The 22,238-nt window shown below is 55.4% G+C and carries 15 protein-coding genes and 1 pseudogene; 8 read left to right on the top strand and 8 right to left on the bottom strand.

Annotation, left to right across the window (positions count from 1 at the left end; all coding sequences use genetic code 11):
* Positions 1 to 78: 78 nt before the first annotated feature.
* Entirely contained in the window at positions 79 to 1,869 is a 1,791-nt protein-coding gene (locus tag ACM6IT_RS11915) for a SulP family inorganic anion transporter (protein WP_414918051.1), read from the top strand.
* Between the two features lie 210 nt (positions 1,870 to 2,079).
* Here ACM6IT_RS11915 and ACM6IT_RS11910 read toward each other — a convergent pair.
* The 4 genes and pseudogenes from ACM6IT_RS11910 to ACM6IT_RS11895 form a co-directional block, all read right to left on the bottom strand.
* Positions 2,080 to 2,253 (bottom strand): annotated as a pseudogene (locus ACM6IT_RS11910) (HNH endonuclease); the annotation flags it as partial.
* 228 nt (positions 2,254 to 2,481) lie between these two features.
* On the bottom strand, positions 2,482 to 3,699 hold the full coding sequence (locus ACM6IT_RS11905; protein WP_414918050.1) for an MFS transporter: 1,218 nt from the start codon (positions 3,697 to 3,699) through the stop codon (positions 2,482 to 2,484).
* A gap of 118 nt (positions 3,700 to 3,817) precedes the next feature.
* Positions 3,818 to 4,720: a glutamate racemase gene (murI, locus tag ACM6IT_RS11900; protein ID WP_414918049.1), complete on the bottom strand. Its 903-nt coding sequence runs from the start codon at positions 4,718 to 4,720 to the stop codon at positions 3,818 to 3,820.
* Positions 4,721 to 4,731: 11 nt separating this feature from the next.
* The gene (locus ACM6IT_RS11895; RefSeq protein ID WP_414918048.1) at positions 4,732 to 5,706 is read right to left on the bottom strand and encodes a TauD/TfdA family dioxygenase; all 975 of its coding nucleotides are present in this window, start codon (positions 5,704 to 5,706) and stop codon (positions 4,732 to 4,734) included.
* A gap of 1,100 nt (positions 5,707 to 6,806) precedes the next feature.
* On the opposite strand from ACM6IT_RS11895, the gene ACM6IT_RS11890 reads away from it, so the two are divergent.
* From ACM6IT_RS11890 to ACM6IT_RS11880, 3 genes are all read left to right on the top strand, one after another.
* Positions 6,807 to 10,310 (top strand): alkaline phosphatase family protein, encoded by a 3,504-nt coding sequence (locus ACM6IT_RS11890; protein WP_414918047.1) that lies wholly within the window; start codon positions 6,807 to 6,809, stop codon positions 10,308 to 10,310.
* Positions 10,311 to 10,720: 410 nt separating this feature from the next.
* Positions 10,721 to 12,142: an McrB family protein gene (locus tag ACM6IT_RS11885; RefSeq protein WP_414918046.1), complete on the top strand. Its 1,422-nt coding sequence runs from the start codon at positions 10,721 to 10,723 to the stop codon at positions 12,140 to 12,142.
* Positions 12,139 to 13,434, top strand: a complete 1,296-nt coding sequence (locus tag ACM6IT_RS11880; protein ID WP_056725866.1) for an McrC family protein — start codon at positions 12,139 to 12,141, stop codon at positions 13,432 to 13,434. The genes ACM6IT_RS11885 and ACM6IT_RS11880 overlap by 4 nt, the downstream gene beginning before the upstream one ends.
* Before the next feature lie 69 nt (positions 13,435 to 13,503).
* Here the strand turns inward: ACM6IT_RS11880 and ACM6IT_RS11875 are convergent, their stop codons facing one another.
* From ACM6IT_RS11875 to ACM6IT_RS11860, 4 genes are all read right to left on the bottom strand, one after another.
* The gene (locus ACM6IT_RS11875; protein ID WP_414918045.1) at positions 13,504 to 14,001 is read right to left on the bottom strand and encodes a Bro-N domain-containing protein; all 498 of its coding nucleotides are present in this window, start codon (positions 13,999 to 14,001) and stop codon (positions 13,504 to 13,506) included.
* 406 nt (positions 14,002 to 14,407) lie between these two features.
* Positions 14,408 to 15,655: a ribonucleotide-diphosphate reductase subunit beta gene (locus ACM6IT_RS11870; RefSeq protein ID WP_007978181.1), complete on the bottom strand. Its 1,248-nt coding sequence runs from the start codon at positions 15,653 to 15,655 to the stop codon at positions 14,408 to 14,410.
* A 526-nt stretch (positions 15,656 to 16,181) separates the two neighbouring features.
* On the bottom strand, positions 16,182 to 16,457 hold the full coding sequence (locus ACM6IT_RS11865; protein WP_414918044.1) for a hypothetical protein: 276 nt from the start codon (positions 16,455 to 16,457) through the stop codon (positions 16,182 to 16,184).
* Positions 16,458 to 16,642: 185 nt separating this feature from the next.
* Positions 16,643 to 16,906, bottom strand: a complete 264-nt coding sequence (locus tag ACM6IT_RS11860) for a DUF2790 domain-containing protein (protein ID WP_056725860.1) — start codon at positions 16,904 to 16,906, stop codon at positions 16,643 to 16,645.
* 483 nt (positions 16,907 to 17,389) lie between these two features.
* Here ACM6IT_RS11860 and acs point away from each other — a divergent pair, with 483 nt between their 5' ends.
* The 4 genes from acs (at position 17,390) to ACM6IT_RS11840 (ending at position 22,237) form a co-directional block, all read left to right on the top strand.
* Positions 17,390 to 19,345 (top strand): acetate--CoA ligase, encoded by a 1,956-nt coding sequence (gene acs / locus ACM6IT_RS11855; protein ID WP_409078348.1) that lies wholly within the window; start codon positions 17,390 to 17,392, stop codon positions 19,343 to 19,345.
* A gap of 639 nt (positions 19,346 to 19,984) precedes the next feature.
* Positions 19,985 to 20,761, top strand: a complete 777-nt coding sequence (locus ACM6IT_RS11850; protein WP_056724133.1) for an ABC transporter substrate-binding protein — start codon at positions 19,985 to 19,987, stop codon at positions 20,759 to 20,761.
* Between the two features lie 91 nt (positions 20,762 to 20,852).
* Positions 20,853 to 21,542 (top strand): ABC transporter permease, encoded by a 690-nt coding sequence (locus ACM6IT_RS11845; RefSeq protein WP_015096506.1) that lies wholly within the window; start codon positions 20,853 to 20,855, stop codon positions 21,540 to 21,542.
* Positions 21,539 to 22,237 (top strand): ABC transporter permease, encoded by a 699-nt coding sequence (locus ACM6IT_RS11840; protein WP_056724135.1) that lies wholly within the window; start codon positions 21,539 to 21,541, stop codon positions 22,235 to 22,237. The genes ACM6IT_RS11845 and ACM6IT_RS11840 overlap by 4 nt, the downstream gene beginning before the upstream one ends.
* Position 22,238 lies beyond the last annotated feature (1 nt).

Here is a 22,238-nt window from a genome sequence, read left to right as displayed (position 1 = left end):
GGCGCATTCGAAGCAATAGCTACACTGAGATCACTTCGATATCCCGGAGTTTGCACAGTCCATCAACGAGGGCGGTTCATGAGCCATTCAGATGCTTCGCCCCCTCTCCCGGAACCGGGCCGCATAGCTCGCCGCGATGAACAGACCGGTTGGCGCCGCTGGCTACCGGGGCTGGGCATACTGCGGGAATACCAACCGGAATGGTTGCGTTACGACATCGTCGCCGGCCTGGTGCTGACCACGATGCTGGTGCCCGTCGGTATCGCCTATGCGGTGGCTTCGGGCGTGCCGGGCATCTATGGCCTCTACGCGACCATCGTTCCGCTGCTGTTCTATGCCTTGTTCGGCCCCAGCCGAATTCTGGTGATGGGGCCGGATTCTTCCCTGGTGGCCGTCATCCTTGCCGTGATCATTCCACTCTCCGGCGGCGACCCGCAGCGTGCCGTCGCCCTGGCGGGGATGATGGCGATCGTCTCGGGAGCGGTGTGCATCCTGGCCGGTATGGCACGCCTGGGGTTCATCACCGAGCTGCTGTCCAAACCAATCCGCTACGGCTACATGAACGGCATCGCACTGACCGTCTTGATCAGCCAGTTGCCCAAGCTGTTCGGTTTTTCGATTGAATCCGACGGCCCATTGAGAAACATCGCGGCCATCGCCTCGTCTGTGATGGAGGGAAAGGTCAACTGGACCACCTTCACGGTGGGCGGGCTCACCCTGGCGGCGATCCTGCTGCTCAAACGATGGCCGCGATTGCCGGGCATTCTGATCGCCGTGGTAGGCGCGACAGTCGCCGTGGGTGTGCTCGACCTGGCGACACGCGCCGGTGTGTCGGTCCTCGGCTCGCTCCCCCAAGGCTTGCCCGGCTTCGCCATCCCCTGGATCACCCGCGCCGACATCGTCCCGGTGCTGATCGGCGGTTGCGCCGTCGCACTCGTCTCGTTCGCCGACACCAGCGTGCTCTCCCGCGTCTATGCGGCGCGGACCCGCACCTACGTCAACCCGAACCAGGAAATGGTAGGCCTGGGCATCGCCAACCTCGCAGCCGGTTTTTTCCAGGGCTTCCCGATCAGTAGCAGCTCGTCACGAACCCCCGTGGCGGAGGCGGCCGGCGCCAAAACCCAACTGACCGGCGTTGTCGGCGCACTGGCGGTTGCCTTGCTGCTGGTGGTGGCACCGGACCTGCTGCAACATCTACCGTCCAGCGCCCTGGCGGCCGTCGTGATCGCCTCGGCCATTGGCCTGATCGAGATCACCGACCTGCGCCGGATCTACCGTATCCAGCGTTGGGAATGCTGGCTATCGATTGTCTGTACCGTCGGCGTGGCCGTGTTCGGCGCGATCGAGGGCATCGGCCTGGCCATCGTGATTGCCGTCATTGAATTCCTCTGGGACGGCTGGCGCCCGTACTCCGCGGTATTGGGCCGCGCCGAAGGGGTCAAGGGCTACCACGACATCAAACGCTACCCCGAAGCGCGCCTGATCCCCGGCCTGGTCCTGTTTCGCTGGGATGCGCCCTTGTTTTTCGCCAACGCCGAATTGTTCAGCGACCGCGTGCTGGACGCCGTGGCAGCATCGCCCACACCCGTGCGCTGGCTGGTAGTCGCCGCAGAACCGGTCACCAGCGTCGACGTGACCTCCGCCGACATGCTGGCCGAACTGGGCGACACGTTGCATGCGGCGGGTATCGAGTTGTGCATTGCCGAAATGAAGGATCCGGTGAAGGACAAGCTGAAGCGGTTCGGGTTGTTTGCACGGTTGGGGGAGACGGCGTTTTTTCCTACGATCGGGACGGCTGTGGATAGTTATGTGGCGAATTATCGGGTGGATTATGTGGAAGGGGATGAAGGAGGGAAGGTGGGGCATTGAGCCTGGTTGGCAGCCCTTGCACGGATTTGGCAGACAAACACCTTATTGTGGCGAGGGAGCTTGCTCCCGCTGGGCTGCGAAGCGGCCCCAAACTCAGCAAACGCGGTTAATCAGGCAGAGCACGTAACTCGCTGGGCGACTGCTCCGCAGCCGAACGGGACGGTGCGGCGATCCGACAAGCTCCCTCGCCACAGAATCCAGCATGCCCGACTATTCGGGAATCAACCGTTCAACTCTTTTGTAAAGCGAAGCAGTGAACTCATCCCGATCACTTGAATTGTGACAACGTTGATGACAGTTCTGGCATAGCGCTATAGCGTTGCTTGGACGGTCTGAACCTTCCTATGCCAAATGTTTAACGAGATGAACCTCAAGAAACGGCTTGCTCGACTTTTCAAACGGATCAGACACACTCCGCTGACCGTTAAAAGCTTCTTCTTCACTTGATCTGCTTGCTTGAACCAGACCTTCTGTTCGGAATTGATACGAAAGCTCGGCGCGTGCCCCTCGATCTTGCCCCAGAAAATTAGCTCCTTATTGTCCTATAGATACTCGAACCTGTTGTAATGCGCCGTGCATCGATCTTCAGTGGAATGCGAGTGTTAAACAAAACTATCCAGAGGCCATTACTATTTCCTTTTTTCTCTTGCTGGTAATAAACAACACAATGGCAGAGATTATTGCCAATACCCCCCAGCCATAAGCAAAGGTTCCGAAGCTGTCTTTCGACAGACCAATAATTGGTGGCACCAATACGACGGAAATCTGATTAGCGGTCATAGCCATTCCAAGCGCGAAGCCCTTGCGATCAGCAGGAGCGGTCTCGGCTACATAAGCCACCCAAGGGCCATACCACCCGTATGCGAAAAATCCAGTCAGAGCCATAAATACACTGACGATCGCCAGATTTTTGGTCTCCAAAAGTGGCAGTAGTGTTAAAAATACAGTAACTGCACCCAAACAAATCAACACAGGGTAGTATCTACCAGCCTTGCAGCGGTCGCTCCAAGCTGCAAGTATAATTCTTCCAGTTATGCCTGCCCCAAGCACTACAAATAACATCGTTGTCGCAACGAAGCTATCAAGTCCAAGCGAAGTATGAAGGTACAAGACTAGAAAGACTGAGATGGCGTACTGCGAAGCGGTAAGGCTGGCACCCGACAGCATAATGTTTCTCATGGATGGGTCCTTTGCCATCAAAAAACGTGATGCAATCGCGGACCTTAAGTCGACTTGTTTTTTTGGGGGGCAGTGTTGTCGCTCAGGAGACTTATATAGCAGCATAAATAAAGTAGCGCCAAACAAGGCGACCATACCTCCGGTTAGGAAGGCTGCTTGAACCGAGTAGCGGGTAGCAATAAATGGAAGCAGTAGTGCTGCCATTGCGCCGCCAAGTGGTAATCCAGCTTGTCGGATTCCCATTGCGAATCCTAACTGATTACCTGCAAACCAATTGGATACTGATTTGCTTCCTCCAGGCTGAGCGGTGCTGTACCCAACGCCCAATATTGTAAGAAGTATAAGTAACTCTATATAAGAAGTAACCAGCGCTGCTCCGCACAATGCGACTCCGACGATCACTGTTCCCATTCCTACAACAAACCGTTCGCTGTACTTGTCCAGCAACTCGCCAGCGACCAAAAGTCCAATAAGAGGGATGAGTTGTGCTGCTGATACTAGTATTCCTATCTGCCAGTTACTCAGGGCCATTTCAGTTTTTACATGTATTGCAATGGCTCCAAATCCTTGTACAAAGAAGCAGGCGCACGCTTGAGCTAAAGTGGCTACAGTTAAAATTACCCACCGATACTCCTTGGTAAAAAAATTCATATACTTGATCTCCATTCTTGAAAAGACTGGGTAGGGCTATACTGCGTAAAAAGTAAAATGTACTGAGCCTAGTTACGTAGAGAACAGTGCGGTGCAATGTGACTAAATGCTAAGATGGCTAATTTTGTTGTAGAATTGTATCTCTATTGATGGGTGGCCTTATACCGAATCCATTATTCGAAAATACCTTGTGGTATTTGGTCAGTCCGTGCTTGCTTGTGAATGTGGTGATTTTAAATGGGGAATTAATGGGTTCTGATTTTTTTGTCGTTAAAGATGCTACCTGCGAAGCAAGCTTTTTGGCGGGATCAATCCAGTTTTCAGCAGTTGGAAAGATCTTGCGTAAGTCATCGATCAAGTGAGGGAAGTGAGTGCAGCCTAGAATAACTGTGTCGACTGATAATCGCTGCTCTTTTGTAAGGTGATTATCGATCAGTTCAGCAAAGTCATCGAAATTTGTGTCCTCTCCTGCTAGTTTAGTCTCAGATAGTGTTACTAGCGCTTGGGTCGCGATTGGCCATATTCTTGCGTGCATTTTAGCTTTGGTTATCTCCTGAATGATGTGTCTGCTTTCAAGCGTGCTGGGAGTAGCAAGCAAAACAATATTTTTGTTCTCGGAGGTTTCAAGCGCTTCATCTATCGGTGGCGTGACCAAAAAGCAATTGTGCCTAAACTGGTCGAGGCCGTTCTCTATTATCGCTATTGAAGCTGTATTGCACGCTACGACTATCGCTGAGGGGCTTACCTGCGTATGAAGCTCATCGAACAACTGTTGGACCCGTTGAGCTACCGCAGATCCAGTCTTGTTACCGTAAGGGAACCAATCGTTATCCGCTACATATAGAATGTTTGCGTCGGGAAGTAACTTTTCCAGTTGCCGTGCTACTGTTAAGCCACCCACACCTGAATCGAACACGACAATCGGGCGATTAGAGTTGATAAGCTGCGCACCATCAAACGCCGTCTCGTCGCCTAGCCAGAATTTCGGGGTGGTTGCTAATGTTGAGTTGTGGGCGTCCATCGACATTCCTCTTACGCATTGATAGCGCGAGTTTCTACCGAGCTTCGCATTTCGCGCGATTTTCTCAGGCTCGAAGCGAAAACTACTCTTGCGAGCCATCGAGCACCGTCGCCGTAGTTTGCCTTGAATGAGTCTCGTGCGTGGACGCAACGGTAATTATCTATGAAAAAGCAATCCGTAGCTTCGAGCATGACCGCATTGCGGTTCTCTGCAAAGTGACGTAGAAGTTTTTCTAAAGCTTGACGCTCTATGCCATCATACTCATCAATATTTAATGCGGCAGCATTAATCTTGACATATGGCGCGTTGCTGTGACCGAATAAGATGGGCTGGGAGATTTCTTCTACTATGTCAGTAGTGCTATGGATCGGATTGTGAGAAATTTTAAACCTCGGTTCAAATAGTATTTGCTTCTCCTCTGCACTAAGTTTTATGCCATCAATGCACGAAATAGTGGTCGCAGCACGTTCATTATTACGCATGCAGACGAGTCCCAAGTATTCGGCACGTGCGGGGTGAAAAGCATCTTCCACGTGAAATCCAAAGTCGAGGGCAGATCCGCTACTCGAGTTTGAAATGTTGCTAAGTTCTTTAAGTGGAATAATATTGTTATAAATGCTGCCACAGCGTTGCGAAGTAAACCCGACTCCCTCGCCAAGCAGTGATCCATATAATCCATGCAAAATTTTGGCGTCATTTAAGCGGTAGTCATTATCTAGCTCAATATATTTTGAGGGACTTGGACCTGCGCCATCAAGAAGCACAGGATTGCCGGAAATCAAGAGTGCCGCAAGTTCCTCGTTGCGCTTGAAACTATAGAATTCCTGGCGGATTCTTCGCGGAAGTTCCTGAGCGTACAAGGCTGCCTTTTCGATGAAGTTGTACTGGCTCGTCATCGCAGGGACTTGGATGATCTCATTGAGTAGGCCACGAATCTGTTGTTTTTCTTGGTTGGTAAGAATTATTTTTTTGACTAAAGTTACCATGATGTCGGCCCGTGAAATTGATGGTTGATGTCATTGTGTAAATTTTTCTTAATTTGAAAATTTCCCGAAGTTTGCATAAGACGGTATGCCCCACTGCTCCAGTTCATGCCCCTAGGCACATTGTTTTGGTATTTCTCTTGATTGTATTGTTGTTTTTTAACAAAAGAAGTCGGTCCCTCAAGTTTGTGGGTAGGCATGAAAAATAAGTGGCTGAGTTTTGCTTGGATTTAAAATAGATTAGTGAATGTGTCGGGCGGTCGAATTGAATTAAGTGGCTTGGTATTTTGCGCATCACTCGAATTGCATTTTTTTGTTTTTGTTGTGAGTTAATGTTGATGCGAAATGGTTGGCGGCGGCGCTTTCCCAAAGGAGTGCGAAAGAAGGTATTAATTTTGGTGAGGGGAGTCAACTTTCTTGCTTGTAGGAAGTTTCTGATTTTACTATGAGCACAAAAGAGTTCAGCGTTTCAGGCTGTGCGAAAGCGTTCTGATGGTGATGAAAAAAAGCGCTCCGATTTGTTCGGTGCATTTGTTTTTGTGCGGGCAGCAGACCATGGCGATTCGAGTAAAGTGCGACGGCGTTACTCGTCCGATCCGGACATTTTTCAGCTGCAGTATGGGGATTCAAAGTTATTTTTACGTCGATTGAATTAGCGCCTTACCTTTTGAAATCTTAGGTTTCAGCTACATTGGCTATCTCTGTGGAGGTGCCATATAACTGAGCAGGAACAAGTAAATATGCGCGAAGCCAACTCCCAACTCGCGGAACGCGCATGTCAGGGCGATAAGGTTGTGATCGTTAATCGCCACGCCTTATGTTGATCTGCTCCCTCATGTCGATACCGCTCGCTTGCGCGAGCCTGGTCGGTTGAAGACGAAAGTTTGGCCTGTGATAGATCACTTGTTGATTCACGTTCGTCGCCTCAACCCTCGCCCGTTATTGGACAAGCCCTCATCGTCTGACTAGCGTTGTCTGGCATATCGAATCGCCGCATGCCTCATGGGCAAGTGCCGGGCCAAGCGGACTGTCCAGCCGTCCAAGCCTTGATTGCCGTGAAACCCGAGAGGTCGAAATCGAGACTTCACAGCAAGGAGCGCACCATGCCGAACAACTGGCCCGCCGGGATTGAGCACGTTGTCGTATTGATGATGGAAAACCGTTCGTTCGACCATTTGCTGGGGGATTACACAAGCATCAATCCCGCGTGTGACGGTATCAACCGCAAGGCGCCCAGCACCAACCCGCTGAAGCTGGCCAATGGCAATTCGACGGTGATCACCCAGGCCTCGGAGTTTCCGGAGAACTACAGCCTGTGGGCGCCGCCGCCCCCTCTGCCTCCGGCGCTGCCGCCGGGCAACAGTGAGGGTTTCGACCTTGGCCACGAGTTCGTCAATGTAGAGAAACAACTGGGCGTCTCCTTTAAGACCAGCCCGGCCAACCCCACGCTCAAGGGTTTTGCCCAGGACGCCTACGACAAGGCCCGCACCGACCTGAAAGTGTACAAAACCTGGTCGCAATCCATGGCCCAGCGGGCAATGAACTACATCCCGTTCGGCGCTACGCCCGCGAAGGATACGCTGCCGGCCATCCACGGGCTGGCGCGCAATTTCACCGTGTGCGACCGCTGGTTTTCCTCGGTCCCGGGCCCAACCTGGCCGAACCGTTTTTTTTCCATGCTCGGCAGTTGCAATGGTCATCTGCTGATGCCCTCCACCGGCACGGTACTGGCCGGCATCAAAAGCCTGATCGCACAGTTTGGCGGCGAGAGCATTTTTTCGCTGCTGCGCAACAACGGCCACGACGCACGCATTTACTCCGACGGCGCCGTGCCGCTGGCGGCGCTGGTCAAGGGGGGATTGCAGCACCTGAGCATCGACGACTTCAAGTCGGACGTCGCCGGCAACAAACTCCCCGAACTGTCCTGGATCGAGCCGAGCTATGGCCTGCTCAACGGTAAGCTCGGGCCAAACGTGTCCCATCATCCACCTGAGGACCTGCGCTTTGGCGATCAGTTTGTCGGTGAGGTGTTCAACGCCTTGTCGGCCAATACCGCTGTCTGGAATAAAACCCTGTTCGTGCTGCTGTACGACGAACATGGTGGTTTCCATGACCACGTGGTGCCACCGACTTGCGTGGCGACCGGTTCAACGGTCGATGTCCCCTGGAAGAACCCCTTCACCCGCCTCGGCGTGCGTGTACCGGCGATCCTGGCTTCGCCGTGGCTCAAGCCGGGTTTGATCCCCTGGACGAGTGACGTCCAGGCGCAGCACTACGATCACACCAGTTTGCTGGCGTTTCTTTGCGATCACTTCAAATTGCCGCGTAGCGCCCTCGGCCCACGGGTGGCCGCGGCACAGCACTTCGGCAATGCACCCATCTGGCGCGCTGCACCGGGCGTAACGGCTGCGCCAAAATTGGCGGCCACCGTAGTGCCGAGTCGCGCTGGGTTGCCCTTGATCGAGTCCGAACTGGCGACTCAAAGCCGACAGGTGGTGGACAGCACCACCGGTTACCTAGACGGCCTTGATCCAGAGCAGATCTGGAAGAGCAGCGCGCAATGGGTCAGCGGTTTTCTCGGCAATCGCAGCCGAGCCTTGGCTGATCCGGGTCAGGCGGCACTCACGCCTGCCGCACCCAGCGCTGACAGCCTGGAGGCGAAACTGCGGCGCCTGCAGGATTTGATGGTCACCGCCCAAGGGCAAACGGTGCCTCCGGTTGCGACGCCGGCCAGCAAAGCCTTGGTCGAGCCGGGATTGGAGGTCGCGCTAGCACGGCTGCGCGTCCTGTGCCTGCCTGGTGTCGGGTTCAGCCGGGCAGCAGGCGGGCAGGGCGGTATCGATGCGAACTGGCAGGAGCAATGGCGCACCTTGATCCGTACTCAACTGGCACAGAGCGGGCGCCTCATCGATGACCAGGACATCGACTTTCTTTCTTTCGATGAGCAACTCAAGGAAGGACCGGACTTCGCCCAGATCACCCGAGGCCTGGCGATGCTGAGGGCCGACGCCAGGGGCAAGGCCGATGAGAATTTCGGCAGTTGGGGCCTGCCGGTCAACCAGATGTTACGCACCACGGTGGGCGCCCTCGTGCAATGGATCGAGGACGCCGAGTTACGCACTGAGTTGACTCAACATCTGCTCGCAAAGATCGAGGCATTCAATCCGCAGATCATCTTCGCCCAAGGCCTGGGCAGCCTGATCGGCTACGACGCCCTGCGCCGTTCGGTGGCGAAAAAGGGGGCGGCGCTCAAGCGCATCGATGGCCGAGTGTTCGTCAGCTTCGGCTCACCGATCGCATTGCCGCTGGTGATGCGCGAAGTATGGGGTGGGCGAGTCCCGCGCCTGAGCGAAAACGGCCGAGGCATCCGCCGCTGGTTCCACCTCCATAACCCCAACGACGGCTTGCTGACCCGGCCAATCACCTCACCGGATTCCGCGCGAGTCGACCTGCAAACCGAATTCACCTTGCCATTGCGCGATGACCTGCTCGACCTCAATCACGCCGCCCAGGCCTACTTGTCGTCACCCACTAGCCAGACTGACCTCTGGCCGCAACTGGCCCGCGATGTGGTGGCCGCACGGGCACTTGAAGTGCCGGCGTTCCTGTCCCGCAGCGGCCAGCGCAAACGCCGCGCGCTGGTGGTCGGCATCAACGATTACCTCGACCCGAGCGCACGCCTCGACGGCTGCATCAACGACACCTACCTGATCAGCCGCATGCTCCAGGAAAGCGGTTACGACGCCGGCGACATCCGTTTGCTGCACGACGCCCGAGCGACCCGGGCCAACTTCGTCGAGCGCCTCGAATGGCTGGTGGAAGGCGCCCGCGCCGGCGACGAGCGCGTGTTGTTCTACTCCGGCCACGGCACCCAGCTGCCGGTCTACAGCAGCAGCGGCGAAGCCGACTGCATGGACGAAACCCTGGTGCTCCACGACTTCGACTGGGACGACGAAAGCACCCACTTCACCGACAAACTGTTCCGCCAGTTCTACAGCCACCTGCCATTCGACCCGGACGGCCACGGCGCCAAACTCACCGTCATGTTCGACTGCTGCTACGCCGGCGGCATGACCCGCGGCAACGGCCGCGTGCGCGGCATCACCCCACCCAGCGACATCCGCCACCGCATGCTGCGCTGGGACCCCTACGCCGGAGACTGGGACCGCCGGGTCTACGCCGTCGACACCGACCGCCGCGACTTCAGCGAACAAGACAACAAAACCCGCGGCCTCACCCGTACCCGCACCACCCAAGGCGCCGCCACGGGCCTTCGCCCCGAGAAAAAAGCCCAACTGCTGCGCCAAGGCAAACTCTATGGTCACCATGGGCCCTATATGCCGCTGATGCTCTACGCCGCGCGGGAAAACGAAAAGGCCAATGAGTATGAGGTGGGATCGAACAGCTATGGCGCCTTTACCTACGCCCTGGTCGAACAACTGCGGAAATTGCATCAGGAGGATGCGACGTTGGGGTTTGATCAGTTGATTGAGCGGGTGGGGAGTGTGTTGAGTGCGAGGTCGTTGGGGCAGACGCCGGAGATTGTCGGGCCTAGTGGGGTTAGGGCGGCGGTGTGCCCTTGGCGGATTAGTGGGTTGGGGAGGTGAGATTTTAGCCTTGTTGCGGGCAAAGAAAAGGGCCGCAGGAAATTCTACGGCCCTGATAACACCGACGTTCCCAAGCCAGCCGCAGACCCCCTGTGGGAGCGAGCTTGCTCGCGATGGCGTAGGTGAATATGTCGCATAAACAAAGTCCGCCACCGAGTCCCTAAGTGGACTTCGCTCCGCAGAACGACTATTTGATGATCGGCGGTTAAGTGCTTCTAATCTCCGTAGCCTCGTCTCTCTGTACTGCTTTACCCGTGATAGCAATGTGGTTACCGTTGTAGGATTAATCTCCTGCGGCTGTAGCCTGTTTCCATGGTCGGGTTTTGGTTCCTATAACTCCTACCGACTTTGATCGAGCCGCCACCACGCGATGCCCATTTTTTGCTCATGTAGCCAAGGAAAGCGACTCGATGACCTCGCCTGCACTCAACCAGATTTTGTTTGGCCCCCCCGGTACTGGGAAGACTTTCGCCACCATCGAGGCAGCGCTAGAAATCCTTGCCCCTGAGTTTCTTCAGACCAACAAAGAAAATCGGGCTGCGCTGAAAAAGCGCTTCGATGAGCTAGCCGCAGACGGATATGTCGAGTTCGTCACGTTTCATCAAAGCTTCAGCTACGAAGATTTCGTTGAAGGCCTACGCGCGGAAAGCGGAGACGACGGGCAATTGCGCTATGAAGTTGTTGATGGTGTATTCAAAAAATTATGTACCACTGCCCAAGTGACTCAACAAGCGCCCGCAGCGGAAGTGAGACATGGTGCTCTCTTTATTAGGGGCGAAACCTTTGGTTCGGGATACGTAGTCACAAGTTCATCCACAGAGTTGCTCAACTTGGTTAAGCCCAACGGTAAAGAGTTGCCGATTGGCATGAACATGCTCAACACGCTTGCTGAATATGTGCGCGCAGGACGTTTAACTGTCGCAGATATTCGCAACAAGCAGGTTTTTGACAAGGTGCCAGAGACTATGTTGGAGCCGTATCTCATCAATGGCTACAACAATGTTTTGCCGCATTTGGTGGCGCGTATATTGGATGGGCGATCCAAAGGCGCTGAGGTTGAGCCAAAAACTCAACCTTGCAATGCTCATGTACTCATCATCGATGAAGTAAATCGCGGCAATATTTCTCGGATCTTCGGTGAACTGATCACGCTAATCGAACCGTCCAAGCGTGCCGGGGCTGACGAGGCTTTGAAAGTGACGCTGCCGTATTCGAAAAAGCATTTCAGTGTACCGAACAATGTCTATCTCATTGGCACGATGAACACTGCTGATCGTTCGTTGGCCGGTCTTGATATCGCTTTACGTCGTCGCTTCACTTTCCGCGAAATGCCGCCTAAGCCTGAGCTGTTGGAACACATTACCGTGGGCGAGCTCAATATTGCCAAGCTTCTGAGAGTGATGAATCAGCGAATCGAAATGCTGCTAGATCGAGATCATTGCCTAGGACACGCGTACTTTATGCCGCTAGACAGCGACCGTACGCTGGAACGATTGAGGCAAATCTTTCGCGAGCAAGTTCTCCCGCTGCTGCAAGAGTATTTTTTCGAAGATTGGCAGCGGATTCAGTGGGTGTTCAATGATCATCGCAAGGCCCCTGAAAATTGCTTTATCGAACAGCCGCCATTCAAGCCCGATTCGCTGTTTGGCGATCAAGTGGTGCTCAACAACCAAAATAATCGATGGCTGATCAACGAAGAGGCCTTTTCCCGGATCGAGTCTTATTGGGGTGTCATAGATCACCAAACAGTGCTTCCACAGCTGCAAGATGCTATTGAAACTGAAAAAGGTGACATCCAGATTCATCAGCTTGAAAAAGGCGTGACGGCGTGAAACCCGTCATCACGGTTCGCGAATACGCGAGGCTGACGACAGATTACGTCGCTGTGCCGACGCTGGATATCGCTCAAGTATCAGTTTCCGCCTTCGATTGGTTGTGCAAATTAAATGCTTCTTTCAGCAGCGCTGGGGCTGCGCTGGTTCAGCTTGAGAGTCGTTGTTTGCTCAAGCTCGACAACTACGTCGGCGTATTGGAAACCCCCTGTGGTACGCGCCTTGAAATTCTTCCCAAGCATTTCGAGCGAGAGGATTGCATCAAGCAGAGCAGAGCGTTGCTGAGGCGCATGATCCAAGCTTCCTTAGATTTACCCACCCGTGAAGTCGGTGCGGCGGATCTTCAGAGTTTCGATGCGCCGTTGAGCGAATGGGTCATGGGCCGATTCTTACTGGCTCTGGATCACTTGATCAATCGAGGCCTACGCTTTGACTACCAGCGAGTGGAGGAGGAACAGCGATTCCTTCGTGGTCAGTTAGATGTGGTCAAGCAAATGCGCCAACCCCCTGGTCGACAACACCATTTCCAGATACGACATGATATTTATTTGCCCGACCGACCAGAGAATCGCTTAATCAAATTCGTGTTAGATCAGGTCTGTAAAACAACAAAAGATGCTGGTAACTGGCGACTGGCTCATGAGTTAAGAACCGTATTGTTAGAGGTGCCTACAAGCCGCAACGTGCATCAGGACTTCAAACTGTGGAGTAACGAGCGACTGATGGCGCACTACGTACCGGTGAAACCATGGTGCGAGCTGATCATCAAACAACAGATGCCTTTGGCGGTCGCTGGGGATTGGCACGGCATGAGCTTGTTATTCCCTATGGAAAAGCTATTTGAGCGTTATGTAGCTGCGAGCCTAAATAGGGATCTGCTGCACGATGCGCGACTGTTCACCCAAACCCGCAGCGAACACCTGTGTAAGCATAGGGATGAAAACTTCTTTCAGCTGCGGCCGGACCTGATGATCCACCATCAGCAGAAAAGCTGGGTGCTCGACACAAAGTGGAAGCGGCTGAGTTCATCGGGAGAGTATAAAAACTACGGATTGAAGCAATCAGATTTTTATCAGTTGTTCGCCTATGGTCATAAATATCTATCGGGTGATGGGGAGTTGGTGCTGATCTACCCAAGGCAAGCTGCGTTTGATGCCCCATTACAGGTGTTCGAGTTCGCACCACAACTTAAGCTCTGGGTGCTGCCATTTGATTTGGAACAGGGCATCTTGATGGGTGGGCCTGAGGGATTACCGCTGCAATCTCAGTGGTTACAGACGGCCAGTGGTTAGTCGATTGGATGTTCTGCGGGCCAAATCAATATAGGGTGCAGAAGGTTGCACCCTTTTTGCGACAGCCTGTTAAAACAGAAAAAACTGCGAAACCTTCCGCCACCAAGACGTTTGCTGCTGGCCCAGCAGTAAACAAGGCATATCCCGCAATCGAATCCACGGCTCATCCCGCCAATGCAGCAGACTCAGCGACATCTCCGGCCAATCCAACAAACTCAACATCGGTCGATCCGAATTACCCGACTGCTCCGCATCACGTAAGGTCGGCACCACTTGATGAGTGATCCACTCTCGCAGCAACCGATTTCCTGGTGCGTAGTGATAGACCAGCAGCGCGTACACACCGGACTCACTAAGCATCAACTGCTTTTCCGGTTGCCGGTAATACTCAATCCACAACGTGCGGTGCTGGTCTTTGTCTAGTTTGTTGACCATGCGCTCACTCAGATGGAAACCCATCAAGCGGCCGATATCGCGGGCGCAGAACCACGGTTGGTTTTCGAGGAGGAGGGCGTGGAGAGGGAGGTTGTGGCGGGTGAAGACTGTTACAGAAAAGAGATCAGACATGACCGATCTCCATGGTTCGGAGAGTGATGAGAAGGTTGTGTTCAGGCATATCCATTACCTCTACGTTTGGACTTTGGCGGGCCTGACCCCAACGTAGAGTGGACATAAGAAGCTCCAACGAGCAAAAGCCTCACACAGCCGTACGATAAATCACCAAGGGTGACTGCTCGTCTGTGCAATTGGCTAGCTTTCTACGTTGGGCGTTTCTTAGGCACCTGCAGTAGAGCTTAGGGCCGCTTGGAATGGCCCTCAATACAGAAGGTGCTGGAATACATGTAGGAGATTTAGCTACTACTGATATTGCGAGTAAGAGTTTTCTTACTCCATAAAAAAGCCCCGATCAGATCGGGGCTTTTTGGTATTCGATTCGTCGACTCAAGTCGTCAAATCACGGCAAGCTCTGGAATCAATCCCAGCTCAAAGCCCCACCAGTCTGATACTCAATAACCCGCGTCTCAAAGAAATTCTTCTCTTTCTTCAAGTCCATAATCTCGCTCATCCAAGGGAACGGGTTAGTCGTCCCCGGATACTCTTCCTTCAACCCAATCTGCGACAGGCGACGGTTAGCGATGAACTTCAGGTAGTCCTCCATCATCGCCGCGTTCATGCCCAGCACGCCGCGAGGCATGGTGTCACGCGCGTATTCGATCTCCAGCTGAGTGCCTTGCAGAATCATCTGCGAAGCTTCTTCCTTCATCTCGGCATCCCACAAATGCGGGTTTTCGATTTTGATCTGGTTGATCACGTCGATGCCGAAGTTCAGGTGCATGGATTCGTCGCGCAGGATGTACTGGAACTGCTCGGCGACGCCGGTCATTTTGTTGCGGCGGCCCATTGAGAGGATCTGGGTGAAGCCGCAGTAGAAGAAGATGCCTTCCAGGACGCAGTAGTAGGCGATCAGGTTGCGCAGCAGTTCTTTGTCGGTTTCGACGGTGCCGGTTTCGAACTTCGGATCGGAGATCGAGCGGGTGTATTTCAGGCCCCAGGTGGCTTTTTTCGCGACCGACGGGATCTCGTGGTACATGTTGAAGATTTCGCCTTCATCCATGGCCAGCGATTCGATGCAGTACTGGTAGGCGTGGGTGTGGATCGCCTCTTCGAAGGCCTGGCGCAGGATGTACTGGCGGCATTCCGGGTTGGTGATCAGGCGGTACACGGCCAGGACCAGGTTGTTGGCAACCAGGGAGTCGGCGGTGGAGAAGAAGCCGAGGTTGCGCATCACGATGCGGCGCTCGTCGTCGGTCAGGCCTTCCGGGTTTTTCCAGAGGGCGATGTCGGCGGTCATGTTGACTTCTTGCGGCATCCAGTGGTTTGCGCAGCCGTCCAGGTACTTCTGCCAGGCCCAGTCGTACTTGAAGGGTACGAGTTGGTTGAGGTCGGCGCGGCAGTTGATCATGCGCTTTTCGTCTACGGCGACACGAGCGGAGGCGCCTTCGAGTTCGGCGAGGCCTTCGGCGACGTCGAGGGAGTCCAGGGCGGCTTTGGCGCGGGCAACGGCGGCGGAGTCAGCGGCGGTCACGGCACGGGCTTCCAGGGCGGCGGCACCGCCGGCGCTGTCGAGACGGTCCATGTTGGCTTCGGTGGCGTGGCCAGCGTTGGCGCTCTTGACTGCTACTTCCGTGTCTTCTTTGTCGAATTCGTCCCAGCTCAGCATGACGTGTCGTCTCCTGCGTGAGGGCCAGTGTGCCCGTGTGAAATTGGATGGTCGGTTTTTCACACGGCCTTACTGGCCGCGTTGGATCTAAAGGAATCGTTTTTTGCGGCAGCTATACGCAGGCATCAAACAGAATTTTGTACGGGGTTCCGAGAGCCACTGATGGGCGCAGCAAGCGTTGATCGCATGTGCGGGGCTTCAGACTGGCTTTTCGTCCCTGTAAGGGAATATTGCAGGCCCGTTTAAGGCCGCATTATAGGGAAGTTTTGCGTGCTGTGGTGCGGCGAAATGGCTCACGGATCGGTCGACGGGGGCCGTTTTTCGGTTGGAGTGAGGGTTTACAGGGCTTTGAAGGGCGTTGGCGAGGGAAGATTTTTTTTCCTGATTTTTTGCCCCGGATTATTTTTGTTCAAGAAATAACCAAAAAAGGCTTTTTTCACTACATCTTGTGTTTCGGTGGGGTTTTCTCAGGCTCCAGACACAACTAAGCCCGACCGAAGTCGGGCTGTGAAGTCACGCTGGCGGATCAGCTCAGGCGAGCGGCACCGACGTGATCAGCACCATCGGCGGCGAGGCGGCCGGCACCGGTGTGGTCAGCGCCATCGGAAGCCAGTTTGCCTGCACCAACGTGATCGGCACCATCGGCGGCGAGGCGGGCAGCGCCGGTGTGGTCAGAACCGTCGGAAGCGACAGAGGCTTCAGTGGTGTAAGCCGCCGAGCCGGTGCGGTCGTAACCATCGGCGGCGAAGGTGTTGGCAGCCAGTACGGAGAGGGTCAGGGCGAGGATCAGTTGGGTTTTCATGGTCGTTACTCCAGTTTCGAAGGTGTTGTTTGTCTTGGGTTGCATTCAATACTACGCCGACTATTTCGATTAAAAAGCGCAAATAAATGCTTAAAACAATCGAACTAATCGATCATTAAGGTTCGACGCTTCATCTGCCTGATCGCGGCGGGTGGCTCGAACCTTATTGGGGGTGAAGCAGGAGGTCAGCCGTTAGAGCAGCCGTTGCCCATGGCGCTGTAACGCAGGATGTGTCGTTGGCCGTGAGAGTCTTCGTATTCCATTTTCATCGGTACAACTTCACACACGTTCGGCGCTTCGCTCATGGAGATCACTTTGGCGATGTCCAGATGGGTGGAGTAGGTGTATTCCTCTATTGCCGGTTGTTGCTGCGCGACATCAGCCGGGACCTCGTTTGCCATGGCGGTTGCGCACAGACTGCTGAGGGCCAGAACTAATAAAGCTTTCATTTCGGATTTACCTTTTGGAGGTCGAAAGGGGGCACGCAATCTTGTTGGGATTGCGCGTGGAGATTCGGTATCAGGGTTTTGATTAACTGCCTTCGTGGGGGCTGCAACTGGGTTAATCAGGTTGCCTTGTTGGCGTGGCTGATTTTAGGTGTACGCGCCTCGTCCATATAGCCGTGGATTTGATAAACACTTTTGACGTATTTCGTAACAATCCCCGAAAACTGGGTAATTTCGCCCTGTGTAGGAGCTGGCGCAGGCTGCGATCTTTTGATCCCGTTTTTTAAGAGCAAGGTCAAAAGATCGCAGCCTGCGGCAGCTCCTACCTCGTTTGGGGGACGACGAAACGTCTGCGGTTTGGCAGGCTGGGGACCTATTTACGACATTTTGTAGGGGCTTGTTACTACCATCGTCGAATGGTTCTATAGCCCCGGCCCGGCTAAAACAGGGTCATACAAAAACAACTATTCCACCGAGGTAAGAAAGATGAGTGCGGCTTCCCTGTATCCCGTTCGTCCCGAGGTTCTGGCTAACACGCTGACCGACGAGGCGACCTACAAGGCCATGTACCAGCAGTCGGTCGTCAACCCGGACGGCTTCTGGCGCGAGCAAGCCAAGCGCCTCGACTGGATCAAGCCTTTCACCACGGTGAAGCAGACTTCCTTCGACGATCACCATGTCGACATCAAATGGTTCGCCGACGGCACCCTGAACGTTTCCTACAACTGCCTCGACCGTCATCTGGCCGAGCGCGGTGATCAGGTCGCGATCATCTGGGAAGGCGATGACCCTGCCGAAAGCCGCAACATCACTTACCGCGAACTGCACGAGCAAGTGTGCAAGTTCGCCAACGCCCTGCGTGGCCAGGACGTACACCGCGGCGACGTGGTGACTATCTATATGCCGATGATCCCCGAAGCCGTGGTCGCCATGCTGGCCTGTACCCGGATCGGCGCGATTCACTCGGTGGTGTTCGGCGGTTTCTCGCCGGAAGCCCTGGCCGGTCGTATCATCGACTGCAAATCCAAAGTGGTGATCACGGCCGACGAAGGCATTCGTGCCGGCAAGAAGATCCCGCTCAAGGCCAACGTCGACGACGCGCTGACCAACCCGGAAACCAGCAGCATCCAGAAAGTCATCGTGTGCAAGCGCACCGGCGGCGACATCAAGTGGAACCAGCATCGCGACATCTGGTTCGAGGACCTGATGAAAGTGGCGGGCACCGTGTGCGCGCCGAAAGAGATGGGCGCCGAAGAAGCGCTGTTCATCCTTTACACCTCGGGTTCCACCGGCAAGCCGAAAGGCGTGCAACACACCACTGGCGGCTATCTGCTGTACGCAGCCATGACCCACGAGCGCGTGTTCGACTACCGCCCGGGTGAAATCTACTGGTGCACCGCCGACGTCGGCTGGGTCACCGGCCACAGTTACATCGTCTACGGCCCGCTGGCCAACGGCGCGACCACGCTGCTGTTCGAAGGCGTGCCGAACTACCCGGACATCACCCGGGTGGCGAAGATCGTCGACAAGCACAAGGTCAACATCCTCTACACCGCACCGACCGCGATCCGCGCCATGATGGCTTCGGGCACCGCCGCTGTTGAAGGCGCCGATGGCAGCAGCCTGCGCCTGTTGGGTTCGGTGGGCGAGCCGATCAACCCGGAAGCCTGGGACTGGTACTACAAGAATGTCGGCAAGTCCCGTTGCCCGATCGTCGATACCTGGTGGCAGACCGAGACCGGCGGCAACATGATGAGCCCGCTACCGGGGGCGCACGCGCTCAAGCCCGGCTCTGCGGCGCGTCCGTTCTTCGGCGTGGTGCCGGCCCTGGTGGACAACCTGGGCAACATCGTCGAAGGCGAGGCCGAGGGCAACCTGGTGATTCTCGATTCCTGGCCAGGCCAGGCACGTACGCTGTTTGGCGACCATGACCGCTTCGTCGACACTTACTTCAAGACCTTCCGCGGCATGTACTTCACCGGTGACGGTGCGCGTCGTGACGCTGACGGTTACTACTGGATCACCGGTCGCGTGGACGACGTGCTCAACGTATCCGGCCACCGCATGGGCACCGCCGAGATCGAAAGCGCGATGGTCGCTCACCCGAAAGTCGCCGAAGCCGCAGTGGTCGGTGTGCCGCACGACATCAAGGGGCAGGGCATTTATGTTTATGTCACTCTTAAAAACGGTGAAGAGCCGAGCGAGCAGCTGCGCCTGGAACTGAAAAACTGGGTGCGCAAGGAGATCGGTCCGATTGCTTCGCCGGATGTGATCCAGTGGGCGCCGGGGCTGCCAAAGACTCGTTCGGGCAAGATCATGCGCCGGATTCTGCGCAAGATTGCGACGGCTGAGTACGATGGGTTGGGTGATATTTCCACCCTGGCTGATCCGAGTGTGGTGCAACATTTGATTGATACGCACAAGACGATGAATGTCGCGTAAGCGCGGGTTCTGAGTCACTGAAAGCCCTGTCAGGTGTTGAGCCTGGCGGGGCTTTTGTTTTTGAAGATCAAAAGATCGCAGCCTTCGGCAGCTCCTACATGAATCGCGTTCCTCTGTAGGAGCTGCCGAAGGCTGCGATCATTTGATCTTCAACCAATAATTATCGGCTTCCTCTGTGGGCGGTTTCCTACTGTTACCTGCGTTCTTTCAGGTTACTGAATGTGTAACCGTGTCGCGCCAATACGGGGCATTGGGAAACGTCGGTACTCAAATCCGGTCCTTAAATGCCCTTGAAAAAAATAAGCCATTACACTGCGCTTGCCGGATTAGAAGGGTTTGCCAATAATAGGCCCGCAATTTGCAATATAGATCGGTTCAATATCTTTTGCTCTTGCATGATTTTGCAGGGCTGTCAACGTGCTAAAACGGCTTTCTCAGTGCTTCTGTAATTAGTTGTCGCATTGAAGAAATATCGGCCTCGGGCCTGTCGTTAGAATGCCGATCACTCGCTCGTCGTTGCTCGTGTTGAATTTCAACACCCGCTTCCCAGGACGCAGCACTGCTTTCCGGTTCCACTCACTCGCATATTGGGCTGTTGCTCACTCTGCCGTTTTTGCCCTTTACCGATGGAGTCCCAAGATGAAGAAACTCGTGCTGCTTGGCGCCCTGGCACTGTCCGTGCTGTCCTTGCCAACCTTCGCCGATGAAAAACCTCTGAAAATCGGTATCGAGGCGGCTTACCCTCCGTTCGCGTCCAAGGCACCGGACGGCAGCATCGTTGGTTTCGACTACGACATCGGCAACGCGCTGTGTGAAGAAATGAAGGTCAAGTGCGTGTGGGTCGAGCAAGAGTTCGACGGTCTGATCCCTGCGCTCAAGGTGCGCAAGATCGACGCGATCCTGTCGTCCATGTCGATCACTGAAGATCGCAAGAAGTCCGTGGACTTCACCAACAAGTACTACAACACCCCGGCTCGCCTGGTCATGAAAGCCGGCACTCAGGTCAGCGAAGGCCTGACCGAGCTCAAGGGCAAGAACATCGGTGTGCAGCGTGGTTCCATCCACGAGCGTTTCGCCCGCGAAGTCCTGGCCCCGCTGGGTGCCGAGATCAAGCCTTACGGTTCGCAGAACGAGATTTACCTCGACGTGGCCGCCGGCCGCCTCGACGGCACCGTGGCAGACGCTACGCTTCTGGATGACGGCTTCCTGAAAACCGACGCCGGTAAAGGTTTCGCCTTCGTCGGCCCTGCGTTCACCGACGTCAAATACTTCGGCGACGGCGTAGGCATCGCGGTTCGCAAGGGCGACAAGGAAGATCTGGACAAACTCAACAATGCTATCGCGGCCATCCGTGCGAACGGCAAATACAAGCAAATCCAGGACAAGTACTTCGCCTTCGATATCTACGGCAAGTAACTCGTCCCAGCGACAAGTCCGAAATGGCGCAAGCAACAGGATCTCTGAGGTTTGCGCCATTTTTTCATCCCAACTTTCGAGGACCTGAATCATGTTGAAAGGCTACGGGGCTGTCATCCTCGATGGCGCTTGGCTGACGCTTCAGCTCGCCTTGTCGTCCATGGCCATGGCCATCGTTCTGGGCCTGATCGGCGTGGCACTGCGTCTGTCGCCGGTGCGCTGGCTGGCCTGGCTGGGCGACCTGTATTCCACGGTGATCCGCGGTATTCCCGACCTGGTGCTGATCCTGCTGATTTTCTACGGTGGCCAGGACCTGCTCAACCGCGTCGCACCGCTGCTCGGCTTTGACGAGTACATCGACCTGAACCCGTTGGCGGCCGGTATCGGCACCCTGGGCTTCATCTTCGGTGCGTACCTGTCGGAAACCTTCCGTGGCGCCTTCATGGCGATCCCCAAGGGCCAGGCCGAAGCCGGCATGGCTTACGGCATGAGCAGTTTCCAGGTGTTCTTCCGGGTGTTGGTGCCGCAGATGATTCGTCTGGCGATTCCGGGTTTCACCAACAACTGGCTGGTATTGACCAAGGCTACCGCGCTGATTTCGGTGGTGGGTCTGCAAGACATGATGTTCAAGGCCAAGCAGGCGGCCGATGCCACCCGCGAGCCTTTCACCTTCTTCCTCGCAGTGGCGGCGATGTACCTGGTGATCACCAGTGTGTCGTTGCTGGCATTGCGTCACCTTGAGAAGCGCTACTCGGTAGGCGTAAGGGCGGCTGATCTATGATCTTCGACTACAACGTCATCTGGGAGGCCATGCCGCTGTACCTCGGCGGCCTGGTGACCACCCTCAAACTGCTCGCGCTGTCGCTGTTCTTCGGCTTGCTGTGCGCCTTGCCGCTGGGCCTGATGCGCGTCTCGAAGAACTCGGTCGTCAACATGTCGGCCTGGCTCTACACCTATGTGATCCGCGGCACGCCGATGCTGGTGCAGCTGTTCTTGATCTACTACGGTCTGGCGCAGTTCGAAGCGGTGCGTGAAAGCTTCCTCTGGCCGTGGCTGTCCAGCGCAACGTTCTGTGCGTGCCTGGCGTTCGCGATCAACACCAGCGCCTACACCGCCGAAATCATCGCCGGCAGCCTGCGCGCCACGCCGAACGGCGAGATCGAAGCGGCCAAGGCCATGGGCATGTCGCGGGTCAAGATGTACAAGCGCATCCTGCTGCCGTCGGCCCTGCGCCGTGCGCTGCCGCAGTACAGCAACGAGGTGATCATGATGCTGCAGACCACCAGTCTGGCGTCCATCGTGACCCTGATCGACATCACCGGTGCCGCGCGCACGGTCAACGCCCAGTTCTACCTGCCGTTCGAGGCGTACATCACGGCCGGCGTGTTCTACCTGTGCCTGACCTTCATCCTGGTGAAGCTGTTCAAGATGGCCGAGCGCCGCTGGCTGGGCTACCTGGCCCCGCGCAAGCACTGAA

It is taken from the genome of Pseudomonas sp. IT-P4, assembly GCF_949767755.1.
In the GTDB taxonomy this organism is placed as follows: Bacteria; Pseudomonadota; Gammaproteobacteria; order Pseudomonadales; family Pseudomonadaceae; genus Aquipseudomonas; species Aquipseudomonas monachiensis.
The sequence above is the reverse complement of the archived record's forward strand: the minus strand, read 5'-3'. Positions and strand labels throughout refer to the sequence as shown.

Bases quoted from the DNA above. Each gene is read 5' to 3' on its own strand.
- ACM6IT_RS11915 (WP_414918051.1), top strand. From the start codon at position 79: ATGAGCCATTCAGATGCTTCGCCCCCTCTCCCGGAACCGGGCCGCATA.
- ACM6IT_RS11905 (WP_414918050.1), bottom strand. From the start codon at position 3,699: ATGAATTTTTTTACCAAGGAGTATCGGTGGGTAATTTTAACTGTAGCC.
- murI (WP_414918049.1), bottom strand. From the start codon at position 4,720: ATGGACGCCCACAACTCAACATTAGCAACCACCCCGAAATTCTGGCTA.
- ACM6IT_RS11895 (WP_414918048.1), bottom strand. From the start codon at position 5,706: ATGGTAACTTTAGTCAAAAAAATAATTCTTACCAACCAAGAAAAACAA.
- ACM6IT_RS11890 (WP_414918047.1), top strand. From the start codon at position 6,807: ATGCCGAACAACTGGCCCGCCGGGATTGAGCACGTTGTCGTATTGATG.
- ACM6IT_RS11885 (WP_414918046.1), top strand. From the start codon at position 10,721: ATGACCTCGCCTGCACTCAACCAGATTTTGTTTGGCCCCCCCGGTACT.
- ACM6IT_RS11875 (WP_414918045.1), bottom strand. From the start codon at position 14,001: ATGTCTGATCTCTTTTCTGTAACAGTCTTCACCCGCCACAACCTCCCT.
- ACM6IT_RS11870 (WP_007978181.1), bottom strand. From the start codon at position 15,655: ATGCTGAGCTGGGACGAATTCGACAAAGAAGACACGGAAGTAGCAGTC.
- ACM6IT_RS11865 (WP_414918044.1), bottom strand. From the start codon at position 16,457: ATGAAAACCCAACTGATCCTCGCCCTGACCCTCTCCGTACTGGCTGCC.
- ACM6IT_RS11860 (WP_056725860.1), bottom strand. From the start codon at position 16,906: ATGAAAGCTTTATTAGTTCTGGCCCTCAGCAGTCTGTGCGCAACCGCC.
- acs (WP_409078348.1), top strand. From the start codon at position 17,390: ATGAGTGCGGCTTCCCTGTATCCCGTTCGTCCCGAGGTTCTGGCTAAC.
- ACM6IT_RS11850 (WP_056724133.1), top strand. From the start codon at position 19,985: ATGAAGAAACTCGTGCTGCTTGGCGCCCTGGCACTGTCCGTGCTGTCC.
- ACM6IT_RS11845 (WP_015096506.1), top strand. From the start codon at position 20,853: ATGTTGAAAGGCTACGGGGCTGTCATCCTCGATGGCGCTTGGCTGACG.
- ACM6IT_RS11840 (WP_056724135.1), top strand. From the start codon at position 21,539: ATGATCTTCGACTACAACGTCATCTGGGAGGCCATGCCGCTGTACCTC.